Genomic DNA, 16,507 nt, shown 5'->3' with positions numbered 1-16,507 from the left:
CCCGCGTGGTGCGGGTGTCAAATAGACGATAACCGATTTGCCAATTCAGTTAAGTCACTTCGAAAGTTTTTGCCGGTCATCGGTATGCCGTGCCCGGTCAATAACGCTTCCGGTTCAAGACCGGCCAGCTTTAGAATGGACTCCGCGGCCGTATCTGTGTCAGGCGTGAAATAAGCCGGCGGACCGTGAAGCTCCTGTTTTTGTATCAAGACGTCAGCCATTTTCTCCTGTTCCACTGTAATAACAGCATCACCTGCCACAAGCACGCGGCCGTCATCGCGGAATAACGAAATATGGCCCGGCGTGTGTCCTGGTGTCGCAATCCACATCCACTCGTCAAGAAAGGGGACTGAACCGTCTTCCGGCAGTGCCTGGACATGTGAGGAAATATCGATGGAGTGCCGCGGAAACAGCGGCGACAGCTTGGCGACCAGCCCGCTCTTGCTGTCAGGACGAGCCGGAGGATAATCTTCTTTACCTGTTACATAGGGCATTTCCCGAGAATGGACATAAACAGGTACATCCCAATGTTCAAGGATCTCTTCGATTGCCCCAATATGGTCAAAGTGCCCGTGTGTGAGGATAATCGCCTTCAGCTGAAACCCTTCACCGAATCTTTGTTTGGCTTCATTGACAATCATGCCGGCTGATTGAGGCATGCCGGCATCAATTAAAACAAATGAGTGAGGTTCAGAAGGCAGCTGAATAAAATAAACATTCGCAATTTGCACAGTCAGGCCGTGCACACCTTTTGCCGCTTCGAACCCCGTTCCGCTTCTGACTGAAGTCAGCGGCATATAAGGATCACTCATAATGACACCTCCGGAATGTTGTATGCCGTTAGTGTGTGTCATTACGCCTGAATTATCATACGGAAATAGAGATCGCACCGATCAATAGAGCGATAGCCGTCATGACGATCACTGCGAGAACCGCCCATTTCAATGCGAATTTTTGATGGTCATCAATAGAAACTCCGACGAGTCCGACAAGCAAATGAGTGGATGGCACAAGCGGACTCAGCATATGAATCGGCTGGCCGATAATAGAGGCTCTGGCAATTTCCACTTTATCCACACCGTATGCGACAGCTGTTTCTGATAAAATCGGCAGCACCCCGTAGAAATACGCGTCATTCGGCATCAAGAATGTGAAAATGCCGCTTGTTAAAGCAACAATCGCCGGGATCAATCCGCCCATTTGTTCCGGTATCATGGACACGAGCGAGATCGCCATTTCATCAACCATTTTCGTGCCTGTCAAAATCCCCGTGAACACCCCCGCGGCAAAAATCATTGAACCGATAGCCAGCACGTTGCTGGAATGCGCCGCGATGCGCTGCCTCTGATGCTCGAGATTGGGATAATTCACAATCAGCGCAATACAAAACGCAATGACAAACAGTACGGTTAAACTGACTTTACCCGATACTAAACATCCTATTAAAGAAAGCGTTAACAATAAATTGAACCACCAAAGCTTCGGCCGCTTCCACTCATCTTCAACCGCTGCCGCAGGTTCATTGGCATTGGCCGGCTGTTTCAGTTCAATCACACCAAGGCGCTTTCGTTCCGCTTTTCCAAGCACATACGCAACCGCCACCATACAAAGCATCCCGCTTGCAATGACAGGAATCATCGGCCCTGTAAGCTCAGCTGGATCAACCCCCAGCGCACTCGCCGCCCTCGGCGTCGCACCACCCCATGGAATCGTGTTCATGATTCCCATGCCGACTCCCGCGATTCCCGCCAAGATAATTGGCCGGATGCCTAGCAGCAAATAGAGCGGAAGCATGGCGCTTGTCGTAATCATGTACGTTGTCGAGCCATCTCCGTCCAAGGCGACGAGCATTGTAAGAACCGCTGTCCCGACAACAATTTTTAAAGGGTCTCCTTTGACCATGCTTAAAATTTTGCCAACCATTGGATCAAACAGGCCTGTATCAATCATAATTCCAAAATATAAGATCGCAAACATAATCATGACCGCAGTCGGCGCGACTTGTTGAATCCCCGAAATCATCATGTCCCCAACTTCAGTAAATCCAAATCCGGCGATAAGCGCAAACACAATCGGCGTCAAAACCAATGCTGTTAAAACAGAAAGCCGTTTTGTCATGATCAATGCCATAAACACAAGCATCATGAGAAAGCCTAAGATTGCTAACACATCCATTCCCCCTTAATGAATCCGCTTACATTTTTTTCTCCCTTACTCCCCTTTTTGTCTTGCCTTTTTGCCATCGTATGGGAAAACAAATCGCAAGTAAATAATTTGGTTTTTTTGTATTTTTAATTTTTTAAAACCGTTTTGTTCTTTTTGATCAATTTTCGGCATGAAAAAAATCCCGGGATGCCGGGATCTTAATTTCCTGTCATGATGCTTTGATAAAAAGCAGATTGTTCTTCTAAAAACCGTTTCGTTTCCCTGCTGTTTAAATAAAAGCTTTCCCAGTCCTGTTCGTTTATTTTCCGCTTCCATTCAGGTGAAGAGGTGACCTCCTTTAGCGCTTGATCCCAGTAAGAAATCTCTTCCTCAGACATATTTTTCGGGCCCAAAATCCCTCTCCAATGAGAAAAAACAAACGGGATTCCCTGCTCCTTCCACGTCGGTACATTTGGAAAACCGGGAAGTCTTTTATCAGACGTTACAGCGGCTAACGTGATATCGCCGTTTCGTTCATATGGTTTCGCTTCAGAAAGTGTCATGGAAGCCGCTTCTATCTCATGTCTGATCAGCGCCTGAATGAGCTGTTCACTGCTGTCATACTGTGAGAATTGAATGTCAAACGCGTCAATGCCGTACATATCTGCCGCTCTGACGAACGAGAGCTGATCATCATTGCCAAACCCCGGGGCAAAGCCGATTCTCACCTTGCCAGGATGCATGTTGATCTCATTCAGCACATCCTTGCCATTTGTTAACGCTGATCCTTTTGGCAATGCAACCGTCTGCCATTCCTTGGAGAGAATGGCGAGCGGCGTAAAATCGGCCATTTTTAATTTACTTTGCCCGAGAAGATCATTGCTCAATATTAGGCTGGACGTCATGCTGATGGTTTGTTTGCTGCTTTTGTTGACATATTTCCAGCCTTTCTCTCCCCCGCCGCCGGGTTTATAGACGATATGAACATCACCCTTCACGATCTGCTTCTGACTCAAAACAGAATGGATGGCCTGCGCTGTGACATCCCAGCCGCCAGAAGGCTCAGCGGGGACGACAATTTCTATCGGCCCGTCCGGCAGGCGCGGCGCAGCCGCCTGCCTGATATCACCCTGCATAAAGATCAATAGAAAAATCAATAATATTATAGATTTTTTCATATCTAATCCGCCGCCAAATAATATTTTCTCTCCGGCCTGCCGATAATCCCGTATTCAAGCTCGGCTCTTGCTTCTTCCTTTGACACAAGGTACTCGGCATAACGGCGGGCAGTTGTTCGTGACGCCCCCATTTTTTCCCCAAGTTCCTCCGCTGTCAATCCTTCTGACGCAGTCTGAAGCGCTTCCTTAATTTTTCGCAGTGTAATCGAATTAATGCCAGTCGGCAAATCCTCTGCCGGCAAAGCTGTCTTCACACCGTTCCCAAAAATATGGTCGATCATCGATTGGCTGACCTCCGGCTGAGACATGAGCAGCTTCCTTTTTTCTTTATACTGAAGCAGCACCTGCCTGAACTTGTCAGCCGTTACGGGTTTGATCAAATAGTGGGCAATCCCCGCTCTTAGCGCTTCCTGCAAATGCCGGGTTTCTGTTGCCGCTGTGATAATCATAATGTCCACTTCAGGAAATCGGCTTCGTATATCAGGAATCAACGCGGTCCCAAGCTCGTCCGGCATATAAATATCCAGCAGAAGCAAATCAGCCTTGTGTTCCTTCAAAAGCGCCAATGTCTCTTTTGCGTTAGCCGCCTTGCCGATAATCTTGAATCCATCAAGCTGTTTAATCAATCTCTCATGGATTTGCGCAACTCGAAAATCATCCTCCGCAATCGCGATGTGAATCAAATGGATTCCCCCTTTGTTTCTCCTTCGGTATAAACACAGTGAATACCGCCCCGCCAGTTTTTTGATTCGCCAGTTCGATCCAGCCGCCCAGTTCACGCACTGAGTCTTTCACATTGGCCAGACCGTAGCCTCTCCTCATCCCCTTTGAAGAATAGCCTCTCTCAAACACTTCTTCCATCTTATCTGGCGGCACACCGGGCCCTGTGTCTGATACTTCAATGACAATGTCATGGCCCATATCCGTGATAAAAAACAAAACTTCCTTCACGCTTTGCTCCGCTACAGCTTCGAAAGCGTTATCAATTAAATTGCCGATAATTGTAATAAGATGGGACAAGCCGATATGTGCAGGAAGAGGCGCGAGTGAGCTGTTCTCATCAATCACCAGCTTGACCTTCTTTTCCGATGCCTTGCTTATTTTCCCTAACAAAATGGCCTGAACCTGCTGCGAATGGATGTTATGGAATAAAAGATCATGCTGTTCATTTTGTATCGCATATTCCTCTTTAATCAGATCAATGGCTTCATCATACTCCCCAAGCTCAAGCAGCCCTAAAATCGCATAAAGCTTATTTGAAAATTCATGAGTCTGCGCCCTGAGATCCTCTGAATATTTGCGAACCTCTGTCAATGTGTCGATCAGCTTCTTCAGCTCTGTTTTCTCCCTGAAGCTGACGACAATCCCATATGCCTGCCCGCCTTGATTCATCACTTTCGTATTGATAATAAACACTTGATCGTTGACGCTTACCTCTTGGTTCGGCAGCATTTCTCCTTGTTCAAGCACAGACATCAGCCCTGCTCCCGGCATGACGTCATCTATAGGAAGATGGATCACAGGCTCGGGCAGCTTCAGCATCTCGGCCGCCGATACGTTCATCATGGTGACGACGCCTTCACGATTGGTGGCAATAATCCCTTCTCGAATCGCGAAAAGCATTGCGTTCCTCTCACGATATAGAGCCGCGATCTCATGCGGTTCAAGCCCAAGCGTATCCTTTCTGATGCTTTTCGCCAGCACGGCGGCGCCAATAAATCCGAGCAGCAACACAAGCACAGCAATCACACTCAAATTTCTCAAATGCTTTTTGATGCTTTGCTCTGTCTCCGTTTGCAGAAAATCAACAGATACGCTGCCGATCACTTGGCTGTATCCCTTTTGTTCTTTTATAATCGGCGCGCTCCCTCTGATCACTCTTCGTCCATCCGCTTTTGTTTCAGAAACATGCGAACCGCCAAACAAAATTTCTCTGCTGCGCTCCAGTTTCTTTAATCCGCTTTTTAAAGAGGCGCTGCGAATGTCTCCTTTTTCGTCCAAAACATAAATGGCAAACGCGCCAGTCTGTTCTTTCATTTGTTCAATGACCTCTTGCGTCTCAGCCGCATGTCCGCCTTTTCTCTCAATGAGCTCTTTAACCGGCGGCATATAGGAAATGGTTCTCGCCGTTTGAACCGCCAGCTGCTCTGCCTGTCTCCGTTCTCCCTGTGTATGCTGAACGGCTAACGTAATAGTCAGCACACCAATGACAAAGACCAGCAGAGCCGCAATCAGCCCCATTATTTTTGTTTGCAGGGAAAAATGGAACCGCTTTTTCACCACAGCACCAGCCGTCCTTTCTACCTAGATCATATCATTTTTATAGGGAATTTTCTCATTTTTCAAAATCCGTTTTCTTGCGAAGGAGTGAAAATAAAAAAAAAGGCAGACCGCGTCTGCCTTTTTCTTTCTACCATATTCCTAGTACTTTCCACCATAATCCGCCGATCACAAGCCATACGATGATATGAACAATCGACAGGATAAATCCGATGGACCACCATTTGCCTTGTGGGATGTAGCCTGCTCCGAAGAAGACCGGAGCCGCTCCAGAACCGTAGTGAGTCGTTGACCCGAACAGGTTGCTGATGAACGCGAGGCTCAGCGCTGCTAAAAGCGGCGGTGCGCCCGCTGCCACGACGACAGCCAAAAATGCTGAATACATCGCACTGATGTGGGCTGTCGCACTTGCAAAGAAATAGTGAGAGTAATAATACACAACAATTAAAATGATGAATGCCACAATCCAAGAGAACCCTGATACGGATGATTTCATGGCATTACTGAACCAAGACACCATGCCTAATTCATTCAAGAAGTTGGCGAGCATGACAAGCGCCGCAAACCAAGTGAGCGTATCCCAAGCGCCCTGTTCTTTCTTGATATCATCCCAAGTCAGAACCTGTGATAATAAGAGAACGGACAAACCGATCAATGCGGTTGTGGTTGCGTCGATGTTGAAGCTGCCGCCAAAAATCCACAGCACAAGCACCAAAAGAAACACGATAACCATGGAAAGCTCTGATTTTTTGAATGGTCCCATTTCTTTCAGTTTTTCTGTTGCGATTTTCGCCGCATCCGGTGTTTCTTTGATTTCCGGCGGATACAGCTTGTAAATCACAAGCGGCGTGATGATTAAGCTTACAAGTCCCGGTACAATCGCGGCAATTGCCCAGCTTGTCCATGTTAAGTCCACCCCTGCGACATCATGGGCCAGCTTGGCAATCAGCGGGTTCGCCGCCATCGCTGTCAGGAACATAGCAGATGTGATCAGATTCCCCTGAAAACCGGTTTTTAATAAGAATGCACCGATTTTTCTCTCTGTTCCATTTGCCGGGCTTGATCCGAATGTTTCGGATAATGATCTGATAATAGGAAATATAATGCCTCCTGCACGCGCCGTATTACTTGGAATAGCAGGTGAAAGTATTAAATCACTGAATAGCAGTGAATAAGAAAGTCCAAGGGTTTTTTTCCCGAATTTCTGAACGAATACATACGAAATTCTCGCACCGAGCCCGGTTTTGATAAATCCCCGGGAAATAAAGAATGCGATAACGATAAGCCAAATGGTCTTATTCCCGAATCCGCTTAATGTATCCTCAATTGATAGTGTTCCAGTTAGTGCAGTAACCGCCAATGCAAAAATTGCAATTGCACCCATTGGCAAGGGCTTGGAGATAAAGCCGATAATTGTCGCGACAAAAATCGCAAACAAATGCCAAGCTTTAGGTTCAAGTCCGGACGGAGCGGGAATAAACCAGATGATTAGTCCCACAGCGACAGTAATAAGCAATGGAACAAGCTTTACTGCTGACTGTTTTCCTGCGTCTTTTTCTGAAGCCATAAATAGGTCTCCTCCTATATACTTGTTTTCCGATCCCCTTTTCCATTCTACTCCTTAACTAAGTTAATAAACATTTTAATTAATTAAAAAACACAAAGGTTAGCACCCTTTGTGTTTTTCACTTTCTTAATTTAATTTACCCGCACCCGCTTGATTTATAACATTTGATTTCACATTAGCAGAAGCATCAATCGATCCATGCAGAGACGGCGTCCAGCCGACAGAAGAGCTCAGCCCGTTTGCAGCCGATGCGTTGATCTGTGTGCCGTTCAGCAACGTGCCGGAGTCATATAAAGCCGTTCCCCCGCTGAATACGCTGATCGTTTTAGCAGCTGACAGTCCCGGTACGTCAATGACATTGTTTTGGGCATAGATTTTAGATGACTTTCCGATTCCCCATGCATAGCTGAAAGGATAACTTGAAGAGCTTGTGCTTCCTTCATAATAGTTATTGTATACGTGCACTTGCCCGAAGCGGACTCTCGGCGCGCGCTGGACAATATTTTTATAGCGGTTATGATGCAGCGTAATTTTTAATTTGCCGTCATCGGAGGTTTTGCTGTCACTTGATCCGAAAATGGAGCTTTTATCATGATCGTGATAATAGTTGTAAGACATCGTGATATAGTTAGCACCGTTGGAAGCATCCGTTTGGCCGTCATGGTGCTGATATTTTCTTCCATAATATTTCGGCGATGTGCTGTCCGGACGCGAACCGTCATTAAATGTACAGTGATCAATCCAGATGTGTGTGCCGCCGTTTATCGTGATGTTGTCGTATTGTGAGTTCCAGTTCCCTGAGCTTCCGTCAGTCGGATCCCATTGCGGAAAATAGTCATAGGCATCCTGGAATTCAATGTTGCGAATAATGACGTTATCACTCTTGATTTGGAAGTTTCCGCCCACGACTTTAGCGTTAGTCCCTGAACCGACGATCGTCGTGTTTGCAGGAATATCCACCATGACCCGTGCTTTTTGGTTTTTCTGAGAGCGTGCTCTCGCTTCTTCTTGTGTTCCCGACGGCTCTTTTTTGCCCCATGTGCTAGGATCATAGGATTTCAAATATTTGTCCAAATCATACTCCGGATCTTTATAGTCATTTAGACCAAGCGGCTTCAGATTGTCATCCACGTTCATGTCAATCGTTCCCTTGATATAAATGATTTTTGGCGTTGTGTTCGTTTCCTTCCCTAATGCCGAGACAAGCTGGTTTCTGTTGCTGACGGTATACACATTTGAGGACGATGCTTTTGATCCGCCTGTCGTGCCGGTCGAGTACGCGCCCCATCCATCATTGGATCCCAACGTCTGGTGGCCTAAATCAGCTGCGTTCGCGCCAGCTGGAGTCAATCCTAAAAACAAAGCCGTAGCTAACATCACTTTTTTCATCCACTATGTACCCCCATTTTCTATTTTGTGAGATTTTATTCCAATTTATCACAAAAATATAATAGCAAATTGAGGGACATCCAGAACCGAAAATGTTCCGCTATCCTATTGCGGCATTCTGCAAAATACCACCGCAAAGACCGCAAAAAAACCAAAAGGCCGTCATGGCCTTTTGGTTTTTCTTTGCTTTATGCCCAAGCTTTCACTTTTTCGTTATCTGTCACAAAGAGAAGCACTTTTCCTTCATCTAAGCGTTTTTCAAATTGAGCGGCTTCATCTTCAGAAAAACCGATTTCGTGAATTTTATTGCGGAGCTCGTCTCCTTTTTTATTGAAGATATTTCCCACCGCGTGCTTGAAACCTGTTTCTTTGGCTCCGATCGTATTGGCATTCGTGTTGTCTGCCAGGCGTTCCGTTCTGTCATCGTCGTGAGCTAAGACGTATACATCCTCTTTCGCAACACCCATTTTCTGTAATTCCTCTACATCCTTCATGAGCTGTTCGTCATTTGTATACTCTTTTACAACTGGTTTCATGTCGATATTCCTCCTTCATGTTTTCTATATTTCTTTCATACCCGATCGTCTGTACCTGAAACAGATTCCAGAACATTAAAGAGAAAAACAGGAGGAATGGTAGTAGCTATTTGTTTTCCGTCCATGGTAAAGTGATAGGAACGGGACCTATTTTCAGAAAAATCAAAATTAAAGAGAAGCCGCTGCACGGAGCACACGACCATGAAATGCTGCCTTTATCCGTACGAGCAGGAGGTATGTCTAATGCAATACTTTTCACCAGAACAGCAATACAATGCTTGGATTGTGAGTGATTTAGTCAAACAGATTTTCCATAAGCGTGCCGGATGTTCACCAGGAATTCACGAGCTTGCGGTTTTTGCCGAGGAACATTTTCATATCGATATCGACTTTGTTTTCTCGATTATCATGAATATCGGCGACATTGAATTTGCACTAACAGATGAAATAGAAAAGAAATTGTCCGGTTATCTCAGCACTCTCCTTCCTTATGTCACTGCTGATATGTTCGAAACCTCTAAAGCCAACGCCCATGCGTTTTTGTCTCGAAGACACGGTAACGCTGCATACCACTTATTTGTGTCTGATGATGCTTTCATGAGAAAGCAGTAAAAAACGCAGCTTTCTTTACTAAAAAAATATTGACATGATAAGCCATGCTATTATAGTGTTACATGTGATAATGATTCTCATTACTAAATCTAAAAAAAGGAAGAATGACATGCGCACCTATTCTAACAAGTTGATTGCCATCATGAGTGTTTTATTGCTCGCCTGCCTCATTGTATCCGGCTGTTCATCAAACCAGAATAACAACGGAAGCGGCGAAAGCAAGTCTAAGGATTCCAGAGTGATCCATGACGAAGAAGGAAAAACGACAGTAAGCGGCACACCTAAGCGGGTGGTGGTGCTTGAGCTTTCATTCTTGGATGCCGTTCACAATCTCGGCATTACGCCGGTGGGCATCGCCGATGACAACAAAAAAGATATGATTAAAAAGCTTGTCGGCAGCTCCATTGATTACACATCTGTAGGCACACGCAGCGAACCCAATCTTGAGGTCATCAGTTCCTTGAAGCCTGATTTAATTATCGCTGACGCTGAGCGCCATAAAAACATTTATAAACAGCTGAAACAAATCGCTCCGACAATTGAATTGAAAAGCCGTGAAGCGACATATGACGAAACGATCGACAGCTTTACGACCATTGCTAAAGCATTAAATAAAGAAGATGAAGGAAAAGAAAAGCTTGCCGAGCACAAAAAAGTCATCAACGATCTAAAAGCCGAACTTCCGAAAGATGAAAACCGCAACATCGTTCTCGGCGTTGCAAGAGCGGATTCCTTCCAGCTTCATACATCATCATCCTATGACGGAGAAATCTTTAAAATGCTAGGCTTTACACACGCTGTGAAGTCAGATAACGCCTATCAAGAGGTCAGCCTCGAGCAATTGAGCAAAATCGATCCTGATATTTTGTTCATCTCAGCCAACGAAGGCAAAACCATTGTAGACGAGTGGAAAACGAACCCGCTCTGGAAAAATCTCAAAGCGGTGAAAAATGGACAAGTCTATGATGCGGACCGTGACACTTGGACAAGATTCAGAGGCATCAAGTCTAGTGAAACAAGCGCCAAAGATGTGCTTAAAAAAGTGTATAATAAATAGGACAAATGAGAAGCGAGGGGAAATCCTTGCTTCTTCGTTTTTGCAACCAGACGCAGTAAGGAAGTGAGACTGTTGTATCATTCAGCCAAACGGCGCTCATCATCAAGACTGATGATGTTCATCATTGCACTGATTATTTTTATATTTGGGCTTGGGCTGAATCTTTCAGTAGGAGCCTCAGACATCGGCATCATAGATTCATTGAAATATCTTTTTGTATGGGACGGTTCAAAGGAACAGCTCATCATCTCTACTCTTCGCCTTCCCCGCACATTAATCGGCGTTTTTGTCGGCGCCAGCCTAGCTGTAGCAGGGGCGCTGATGCAGGCTATGACCAGAAATCCTCTGGCTTCACCCCAAATTTTCGGTGTGAATGCGGGTGCATCGCTTTTTGTCGTTGCTTCTCTCGTCATTCTGCCGGCATCGCCCTATTCATCTGTTATATTCGCTTTTGCGGGTGCGGCAGCAGGCGGCGCGATTGTATATATGATTGCCTCATCCGGCGGAATGACACCTGTCAAGCTGGCGCTGTCAGGAATGGCCGTGCACTTGTTCCTTTCCTCTATGACACAGGCCATCATTATTTTAAATGAGTCAGGTGAGGATGTTCTGTACTGGATGACAGGCGCAATCGACGGCAGCAACTGGCAGGACGTCATAACCATCGCTCCGTTTTCTGTCATTGGCATCGGGCTTGCCCTCGTATTTTCCGGTTCTGTTTCTGTTCTCGGTCTCGGAGACGAAACAGCAAAAGGGCTTGGACAAAATATGAACGGCATCCGGATTCTGATCAGTTTGATTATTTTAATCCTTTCCGGCGCTTCCGTAGCCGTCGCCGGGCCGATTGGCTTTGTCGGGCTGCTCGTCCCACATATTGTCCGCAAGCTGATCGGAGAACATTATCAATACGTGCTTCCGTTTTCGGCACTGTTCGGTGCCATTTTGCTGGTGTACGCAGATGTTCTGGCCAGATGGATTGCATTTCCTTATGAATCACCGGTCGGCATTGTCACCGCGATTATCGGAACGCCGTTTTTCTTATATTTGGCAAGGAAAGGGCGACATCTGAAATGAAGAAAACAACCAGAAAACAAAAACGCCCCTTGCTGGCGATACTCATATTGGCCGTGATTTTGATCGTTCTGTCCGTCATCAGCATTGGAATCGGTGCATTATACATTTCACCTGATGCGGTAGTGACGAATCTGCTGGGACTGGATCATTCCTTTGAATTTATCATCCAGCAATATCGTCTGCCCCGCATCATATTAGCGATTTTGGCCGGTGCTGGGCTTGCCGCTGCCGGAGCGATTTTACAGGGTGTGATCCGAAATCCGCTCGCTTCCCCGGACGTTGTCGGCATTTCAAAAGGCTCCGGACTTGCGGCGATGGCTGTGATTCTCATCTTTCCTGAGTCGCCGGTATACGTGCTTCCGTTCTCCGCATTTGCCGGAGCCGCCATTATTGCTGTACTATTATTAATGATAGCCCGAAAAAAGAGCATTCAGCCCTCTTCACTGGCTTTATCAGGCATTGCTTTAGGCGCGGTCTGCCACGCCGGAATGCAATATATGATGGTCAAGTTTCCGGGCGACGTGAATGCTGCACTCATTTGGCTGACAGGAAGCCTCTGGGGAAGAAACTGGGAAGAAGTCAAGCTGCTTGCGCCTTGGCTTTTGATTCTTTTTCCGATCGTATGCATACTCATACCGAAGCTGGATCTTATGTCACTCGGGGATGAGCTTGCGCAGGGTCTCGGAGAAAACGCAAACCGGCTGCGATTCATCCTGATTTTCACCGCGGTGGCGCTGGCGGGAAGCTGTGTAGCCGTCGTCGGCTCAATCGGTTTTATCGGCTTGCTTGCTCCGCATATCGCCAGACGGCTTACCGGAGAAAAAGCTAAATATTTACTGCCTGCATCGGCATTGATTGGTGCTATTATATTATTAATTGCAGATACGTTAGGGCGTGGCATCATGCCTCCGGTTGAAATACCTGCCGGAATACTGACAGCCGTGATCGGCGCGCCTTATTTCTTATATTTATTGAAATTCGAAGCGAGGAAACAGTAGGGAGAGGATACCATGGGAAAACTGGCTGCAGACCAGCTCACTCTTTCATATGACAGTACAGTGATTATTGACGGAGTCGACTTAAAGATAGAAGAAGGAAAAATCACTGCGCTCATCGGCGCTAATGGCTGCGGTAAATCAACAATCCTCAAATCGCTCGCCAGGCTGATGGCTCCGAAAAGCGGTACAGTGCTACTAGAAGGAAAAGACATCCACCGCCAGCCATCAAAAGAAGTCGCAAAAAAACTGGCCATTCTTCCACAATCTCCTCAGGCTCCTGAAGGATTGACGGTAGAGGAATTATGCTATTTTGGCAGACATCCTCACAAAAAGCTGTTATCCAAGCATACCCAAGAGGATCATGACATGGTAGAGTGGGCGCTGGAAGCAACGGGCATGATTGAACTGAAGGATCGGACACTTGATGCCCTCTCAGGCGGCCAAAGACAAAGAGCCTGGATTTCCATGGCACTTGCGCAAGGCACTGATTTGCTTTTGCTTGATGAGCCGACCACGTATTTAGACATCTCACACCAGATTGAAGTACTTGAACTGCTGAAAAAGCTGAACCGCGACCATGGCCGCACCGTTGTCATGGTGCTCCATGATTTAAACCAAGCCGCTCAATATGCTGACTATCTAATCAGTGTGCTGGACGGAAAAATATACAACGCCGGAACACCGGAAGATGTGTTCACCCAGCCATTTTTCCGTGAAGTCTTCGGCTTGGAATGCTGCATCATGAGAAGCCCGATCGACCAGAAGCCAATGTGCCTGCCGACGGGACTGTGTCCGAAATTACGGGCGAAATGAAAAGGAGAGGAGCCCCCTCTCCTTTTTTGTATGCCGGCTTACCTTTTGTATTTCCTCTCCTGTCCATGTTACAGTGGTGTCAACCAAGTGATAGGAGGATGAAAATGACAGCATCTCAGCAGCAAATTCAATTAGCAAGACGTCCACAAGGTATTCCTGTTCATGAAGACTTTCGCTTTGAAACCATTCCGGTTCCTGAACCCAAGCAAGGGGAAGTGCTTGTCAAAACGCTTTATGTTTCGGTTGACCCTTATATGCGCGGCCGTATGCAGGATACGAAGTCATATGTTGAGCCGTTCGCCTTGGATGAAGCGCTTTCTGGCGGGGTTATCAGTGAAGTTGTGTCTGACGGGAATCATCTGAAAAAAGGCGATATCGTCATCGGAAATCTCAGCTGGCAGGAATTTTCCGCTGTGAGCGAGTCTGCCTTGCGAAAAATTGATACAAGCCTTGCTCCCGCTTCGGCCTATCTCGGCATTTTGGGAATGACCGGCTTAACAGCATACTTCGGATTGCTGGACATCGGACGCCCGAAGGAAGGCGAAACCGTGGTTGTCTCCGGAGCTGCGGGAGCCGTCGGTTCAACAGTCGGGCAAATTGCCAAAATCAAAGGCGCGCGAGTTGTCGGTATCGCGGGTTCTGATGAAAAAATCGACTATTTAAAACAGGAGCTTCAGTTTGACGAAGCCATCAATTACAAAACAGCGGATGATATCCAAAAAGCGCTTCAAAACGCTTGTCCTGACGGTGTCGATGTGTATTTTGACAATGTCGGCGGACCGATTTCAGACGCGGTGATGAATCTGCTCAATGAATTTGCCCGCATTCCGGTGTGCGGCGCCATTTCTTCCTATAACGCAGAAAGCGAAGCAGATGACATGGGCCCTCGTGTCCAATCAATACTCATTAAAACGAAGTCGCTGATGCAAGGCTTTATCGTAAGCGACTACTCCGATCGTTTTTCTGAGGGAGCAAAACAGCTGGCCGAATGGCTGAAAGCTGGTAAACTCCATTACGAGGAAACCATCACAGAAGGCTTCGAAAACATTCCTGACGCGTTTCTCGGTTTATTTAAGGGAGAAAATAAAGGGAAACAGCTGATCAAGGTCAGTGATCCGAGCTGAATGAAGATGAAAACGGGAGGGCTTTTTGCCCTCCTTTTATGTTTCGATGAGATCAGCTGCGAAGAATCAGCGTAAGAAAACCATCTTCATCAGGTTCTGTATCTTCCAAAGTGAATCCTGCTGCTTGAAAGCAAGCTAAACTGATTCGATTGTCTTCTTCAATGCATGCCACCCATTCCCGCACGCTAGTAAAATCAGGTTCGGTCATCAGCTTTTGCAATATCCGTTTTCCGTACCCTTGAAGCCGGTACAAAGGATTGACGATCAATCCAATATATGTCCGCTTCTCCCCGAACTCAATAACGACCATCCCTGCCGGCAGCTGTCCATCATACGCCATGATGACAGTATCGTGTTTATCTTTATTTACTCGTGCATACCACTCATCTAATGGCAGCATCCCATCCATTCTCCGTCTGGTATCCTCATTCTCAAACCAGCGTTCAAGAATTTTCAGCTCTGACTCCTTCACTGCTTGAAACCTGTCTATTGAAACCATCTTCCCACCCCCTGCGCGAAACTTTTTCTATTATTTTACAACAAAAAAAGGGCTTTTCGCCCTTCTTTTTATTTCGTCTTCAGTTTTCCGCCTGCATACACAGCTTCACTCAGTTCAACACCAAGCTTCTTCGCCATTTTTTTCAGCTTAGATTCCTCCAATTTTGTCACAAGGCTCAGCACGTTGCCTTCTTTTCCGGCCCGGCCTGTTCGTCCTGATCTGTGGACATAGCCATCTTCATCTGGAATATCAGCATGAATCACGTATGGCAGGTTTTCAATGTCTAAACCGCGTGCGGCAATGTCAGTCGCCAATAAAAGAGGAAACTCTCCGTCTTCGAATGCGGCAATGATTTTTGCCCGCTCCATTTTTTTCGCTTCACTGTGCAAAACGCCGAGTTCAACGTGGTGATATGCCAGTTTTTCCGCATATACACTCAGGTTGCCAATGTCTCTCACAAATACGAGTGCCTGCATGCCTTCAAGCCTTGACAGCTTTTGTAGCAGCTTCACTTTGTCGCGCTGGTCGCAAATCAGGTATTGATGTTTCACTTTCCCTGCCTCCGCCTTGCTTCGCTGCACCTTCAACACCTCAGGCTCTTGCGCCAATTCGCGGAGCACATCCTCTGTTTCCTTTTTAAGCGTGGCAGAGAAACATAGAAGCTGGCGGTCTCTTAATGTCGTTTTAATAATTTGTTTGATCGTCTCGCGATGCTCCGGCAGGATAAGCTGATCCGCTTCATCAAGTACAATCGTTTTCACTTCATGCATTTTGAGTTTCTTTGCTTTAATCAGTTCAAATACCCTGCCTGGCGTGCCGACGATGATATGCGGATGTTTCTTCAGCTTTCCGACCTGCTTCTTCACATTCGCCCCGCCGATTAAGGAAGCCGCGCGCAGCTCTGAGCCCGCTTTCCAATCCTGAATCACCTGAAAAATCTGCATCACCAGCTCACGGGAAGGCGCTAAAATCACCGCCTGCGGATGCTTTTGCTCTGGTTTGATCCGCTCCAAGACCGGCAGCGCATACGCCAGCGTCTTCCCTGTGCCTGTCGGCGATTCTGCAATGACATCCTTTCCATCCATGATCAGCTGGGCTGCCTGCTTCTGAACAGGGGTTGGCGTTTGAAAGCCGGAAGCATTCCAATTCTCTTGTATAAATGATTGTGCATTATGTAAAAATGGCCAAGTTTGCGTCATTTTGTTCTCCTCAATTCCTGAAATCTATTCCATAGT

General features: G+C 46.7%; 17 protein-coding genes. 6 read left to right on the top strand and 11 right to left on the bottom strand.

What is annotated here, in order from left to right:
- Positions 1 to 17 precede the first annotated feature (17 nt).
- From AC0OMA_RS04335 to AC0OMA_RS04295, 9 genes are all read right to left on the bottom strand, one after another.
- A complete protein-coding gene (locus AC0OMA_RS04335) occupies positions 18 to 812 on the bottom strand; it encodes an MBL fold metallo-hydrolase (protein WP_474221942.1) in 795 nt (264 codons plus the stop codon).
- 55 nt (positions 813 to 867) lie between these two features.
- Complete coding sequence (citM, locus tag AC0OMA_RS04330) at positions 868 to 2,169, bottom strand: citrate transporter CitM (protein WP_003242978.1); 1,302 nt, start codon at positions 2,167 to 2,169, stop codon at positions 868 to 870.
- Positions 2,170 to 2,211: 42 nt separating this feature from the next.
- Positions 2,212 to 2,337, bottom strand: a complete 126-nt coding sequence (locus AC0OMA_RS04325; RefSeq protein WP_015383084.1) for a hypothetical protein — start codon at positions 2,335 to 2,337, stop codon at positions 2,212 to 2,214.
- A gap of 26 nt (positions 2,338 to 2,363) precedes the next feature.
- On the bottom strand, positions 2,364 to 3,323 hold the full coding sequence (locus AC0OMA_RS04320; protein ID WP_322840069.1) for a tripartite tricarboxylate transporter substrate binding protein: 960 nt from the start codon (positions 3,321 to 3,323) through the stop codon (positions 2,364 to 2,366).
- Positions 3,324 to 3,325: 2 nt separating this feature from the next.
- Positions 3,326 to 4,006: a two-component response regulator CitT gene (gene citT / locus AC0OMA_RS04315; RefSeq protein WP_003242754.1), complete on the bottom strand. Its 681-nt coding sequence runs from the start codon at positions 4,004 to 4,006 to the stop codon at positions 3,326 to 3,328.
- Positions 3,978 to 5,606, bottom strand: coding sequence for a two-component sensor histidine kinase CitS (gene yflR / locus AC0OMA_RS04310; protein WP_367147993.1), 1,629 nt, complete (start codon positions 5,604 to 5,606; stop codon positions 3,978 to 3,980). The genes citT and yflR overlap by 29 nt, the downstream gene beginning before the upstream one ends.
- 127 nt (positions 5,607 to 5,733) lie before the next feature.
- Positions 5,734 to 7,170, bottom strand: a complete 1,437-nt coding sequence (locus AC0OMA_RS04305) for an anion permease (RefSeq protein WP_015383080.1) — start codon at positions 7,168 to 7,170, stop codon at positions 5,734 to 5,736.
- Between the two features lie 126 nt (positions 7,171 to 7,296).
- A complete protein-coding gene (locus tag AC0OMA_RS04300; RefSeq protein WP_100506777.1) occupies positions 7,297 to 8,559 on the bottom strand; it encodes a pectate lyase in 1,263 nt (420 codons plus the stop codon).
- A 188-nt stretch (positions 8,560 to 8,747) separates the two neighbouring features.
- Positions 8,748 to 9,095, bottom strand: a complete 348-nt coding sequence (locus tag AC0OMA_RS04295) for a YflT domain-containing protein (RefSeq protein WP_003233729.1) — start codon at positions 9,093 to 9,095, stop codon at positions 8,748 to 8,750.
- A 243-nt stretch (positions 9,096 to 9,338) separates the two neighbouring features.
- On the opposite strand from AC0OMA_RS04295, the gene AC0OMA_RS04290 reads away from it, so the two are divergent.
- The 6 genes from AC0OMA_RS04290 to AC0OMA_RS04265 all read left to right on the top strand — a co-directional run bounded on the left by AC0OMA_RS04290 (position 9,339) and on the right by AC0OMA_RS04265 (position 14,773).
- Entirely contained in the window at positions 9,339 to 9,707 is a 369-nt protein-coding gene (locus AC0OMA_RS04290; RefSeq protein ID WP_003233730.1) for a YfmB family protein, read from the top strand.
- A gap of 109 nt (positions 9,708 to 9,816) precedes the next feature.
- Complete coding sequence (yfmC, locus tag AC0OMA_RS04285; protein WP_047182268.1) at positions 9,817 to 10,764, top strand: Fe(3+)-citrate ABC transporter substrate-binding protein YfmC; 948 nt, start codon at positions 9,817 to 9,819, stop codon at positions 10,762 to 10,764.
- Positions 10,765 to 10,836: 72 nt separating this feature from the next.
- On the top strand, positions 10,837 to 11,838 hold the full coding sequence (gene fecD, locus AC0OMA_RS04280; RefSeq protein WP_015482945.1) for a Fe(3+) dicitrate ABC transporter permease FecD: 1,002 nt from the start codon (positions 10,837 to 10,839) through the stop codon (positions 11,836 to 11,838).
- A complete protein-coding gene (gene yfmE / locus AC0OMA_RS04275; RefSeq protein ID WP_003243506.1) occupies positions 11,835 to 12,836 on the top strand; it encodes a Fe(3+)-citrate ABC transporter permease YfmE in 1,002 nt (333 codons plus the stop codon). Before fecD ends, yfmE begins: the two co-directional genes overlap by 4 nt.
- 12 nt (positions 12,837 to 12,848) lie before the next feature.
- The gene (gene yfmF / locus AC0OMA_RS04270; protein WP_003233737.1) at positions 12,849 to 13,649 is read left to right on the top strand and encodes a Fe(3+)-citrate ABC transporter ATP-binding protein YfmF; all 801 of its coding nucleotides are present in this window, start codon (positions 12,849 to 12,851) and stop codon (positions 13,647 to 13,649) included.
- A gap of 104 nt (positions 13,650 to 13,753) precedes the next feature.
- Positions 13,754 to 14,773: an NADP-dependent oxidoreductase gene (locus AC0OMA_RS04265; RefSeq protein ID WP_474221941.1), complete on the top strand. Its 1,020-nt coding sequence runs from the start codon at positions 13,754 to 13,756 to the stop codon at positions 14,771 to 14,773.
- Between the two features lie 52 nt (positions 14,774 to 14,825).
- On the opposite strand, the gene AC0OMA_RS04260 is transcribed toward AC0OMA_RS04265, so the two are convergent.
- On the bottom strand, positions 14,826 to 15,272 hold the full coding sequence (locus AC0OMA_RS04260) for a GNAT family N-acetyltransferase (RefSeq protein ID WP_046160188.1): 447 nt from the start codon (positions 15,270 to 15,272) through the stop codon (positions 14,826 to 14,828).
- A 68-nt stretch (positions 15,273 to 15,340) separates the two neighbouring features.
- On the bottom strand, positions 15,341 to 16,471 hold the full coding sequence (locus tag AC0OMA_RS04255) for a DEAD/DEAH box helicase (RefSeq protein ID WP_181218562.1): 1,131 nt from the start codon (positions 16,469 to 16,471) through the stop codon (positions 15,341 to 15,343).
- Positions 16,472 to 16,507: the final 36 nt, after the last annotated feature.

The organism is Bacillus sp. AMCV2 (assembly GCF_056033925.1).
This window is presented reverse-complemented; position numbering and strand designations above follow the sequence as displayed.

Coding starts and splice junctions, on each gene's coding strand:
- AC0OMA_RS04335 (WP_474221942.1), bottom strand. CDS start 812: ATGAGTGATCCTTATATGCCGCTGACTTCAGTCAGAAGCGGAACGGGG.
- AC0OMA_RS04325 (WP_015383084.1), bottom strand. CDS start 2,337: ATGCCGAAAATTGATCAAAAAGAACAAAACGGTTTTAAAAAATTAAAA.
- AC0OMA_RS04320 (WP_322840069.1), bottom strand. CDS start 3,323: ATGAAAAAATCTATAATATTATTGATTTTTCTATTGATCTTTATGCAG.
- AC0OMA_RS04305 (WP_015383080.1), bottom strand. CDS start 7,170: ATGGCTTCAGAAAAAGACGCAGGAAAACAGTCAGCAGTAAAGCTTGTT.
- AC0OMA_RS04300 (WP_100506777.1), bottom strand. CDS start 8,559: ATGAAAAAAGTGATGTTAGCTACGGCTTTGTTTTTAGGATTGACTCCA.
- AC0OMA_RS04295 (WP_003233729.1), bottom strand. CDS start 9,095: ATGAAACCAGTTGTAAAAGAGTATACAAATGACGAACAGCTCATGAAG.
- AC0OMA_RS04290 (WP_003233730.1), top strand. CDS start 9,339: ATGCAATACTTTTCACCAGAACAGCAATACAATGCTTGGATTGTGAGT.
- yfmC (WP_047182268.1), top strand. CDS start 9,817: ATGCGCACCTATTCTAACAAGTTGATTGCCATCATGAGTGTTTTATTG.
- yfmE (WP_003243506.1), top strand. CDS start 11,835: ATGAAGAAAACAACCAGAAAACAAAAACGCCCCTTGCTGGCGATACTC.
- yfmF (WP_003233737.1), top strand. CDS start 12,849: ATGGGAAAACTGGCTGCAGACCAGCTCACTCTTTCATATGACAGTACA.
- AC0OMA_RS04265 (WP_474221941.1), top strand. CDS start 13,754: ATGACAGCATCTCAGCAGCAAATTCAATTAGCAAGACGTCCACAAGGT.
- AC0OMA_RS04260 (WP_046160188.1), bottom strand. CDS start 15,272: ATGGTTTCAATAGACAGGTTTCAAGCAGTGAAGGAGTCAGAGCTGAAA.
- AC0OMA_RS04255 (WP_181218562.1), bottom strand. CDS start 16,471: ATGACGCAAACTTGGCCATTTTTACATAATGCACAATCATTTATACAA.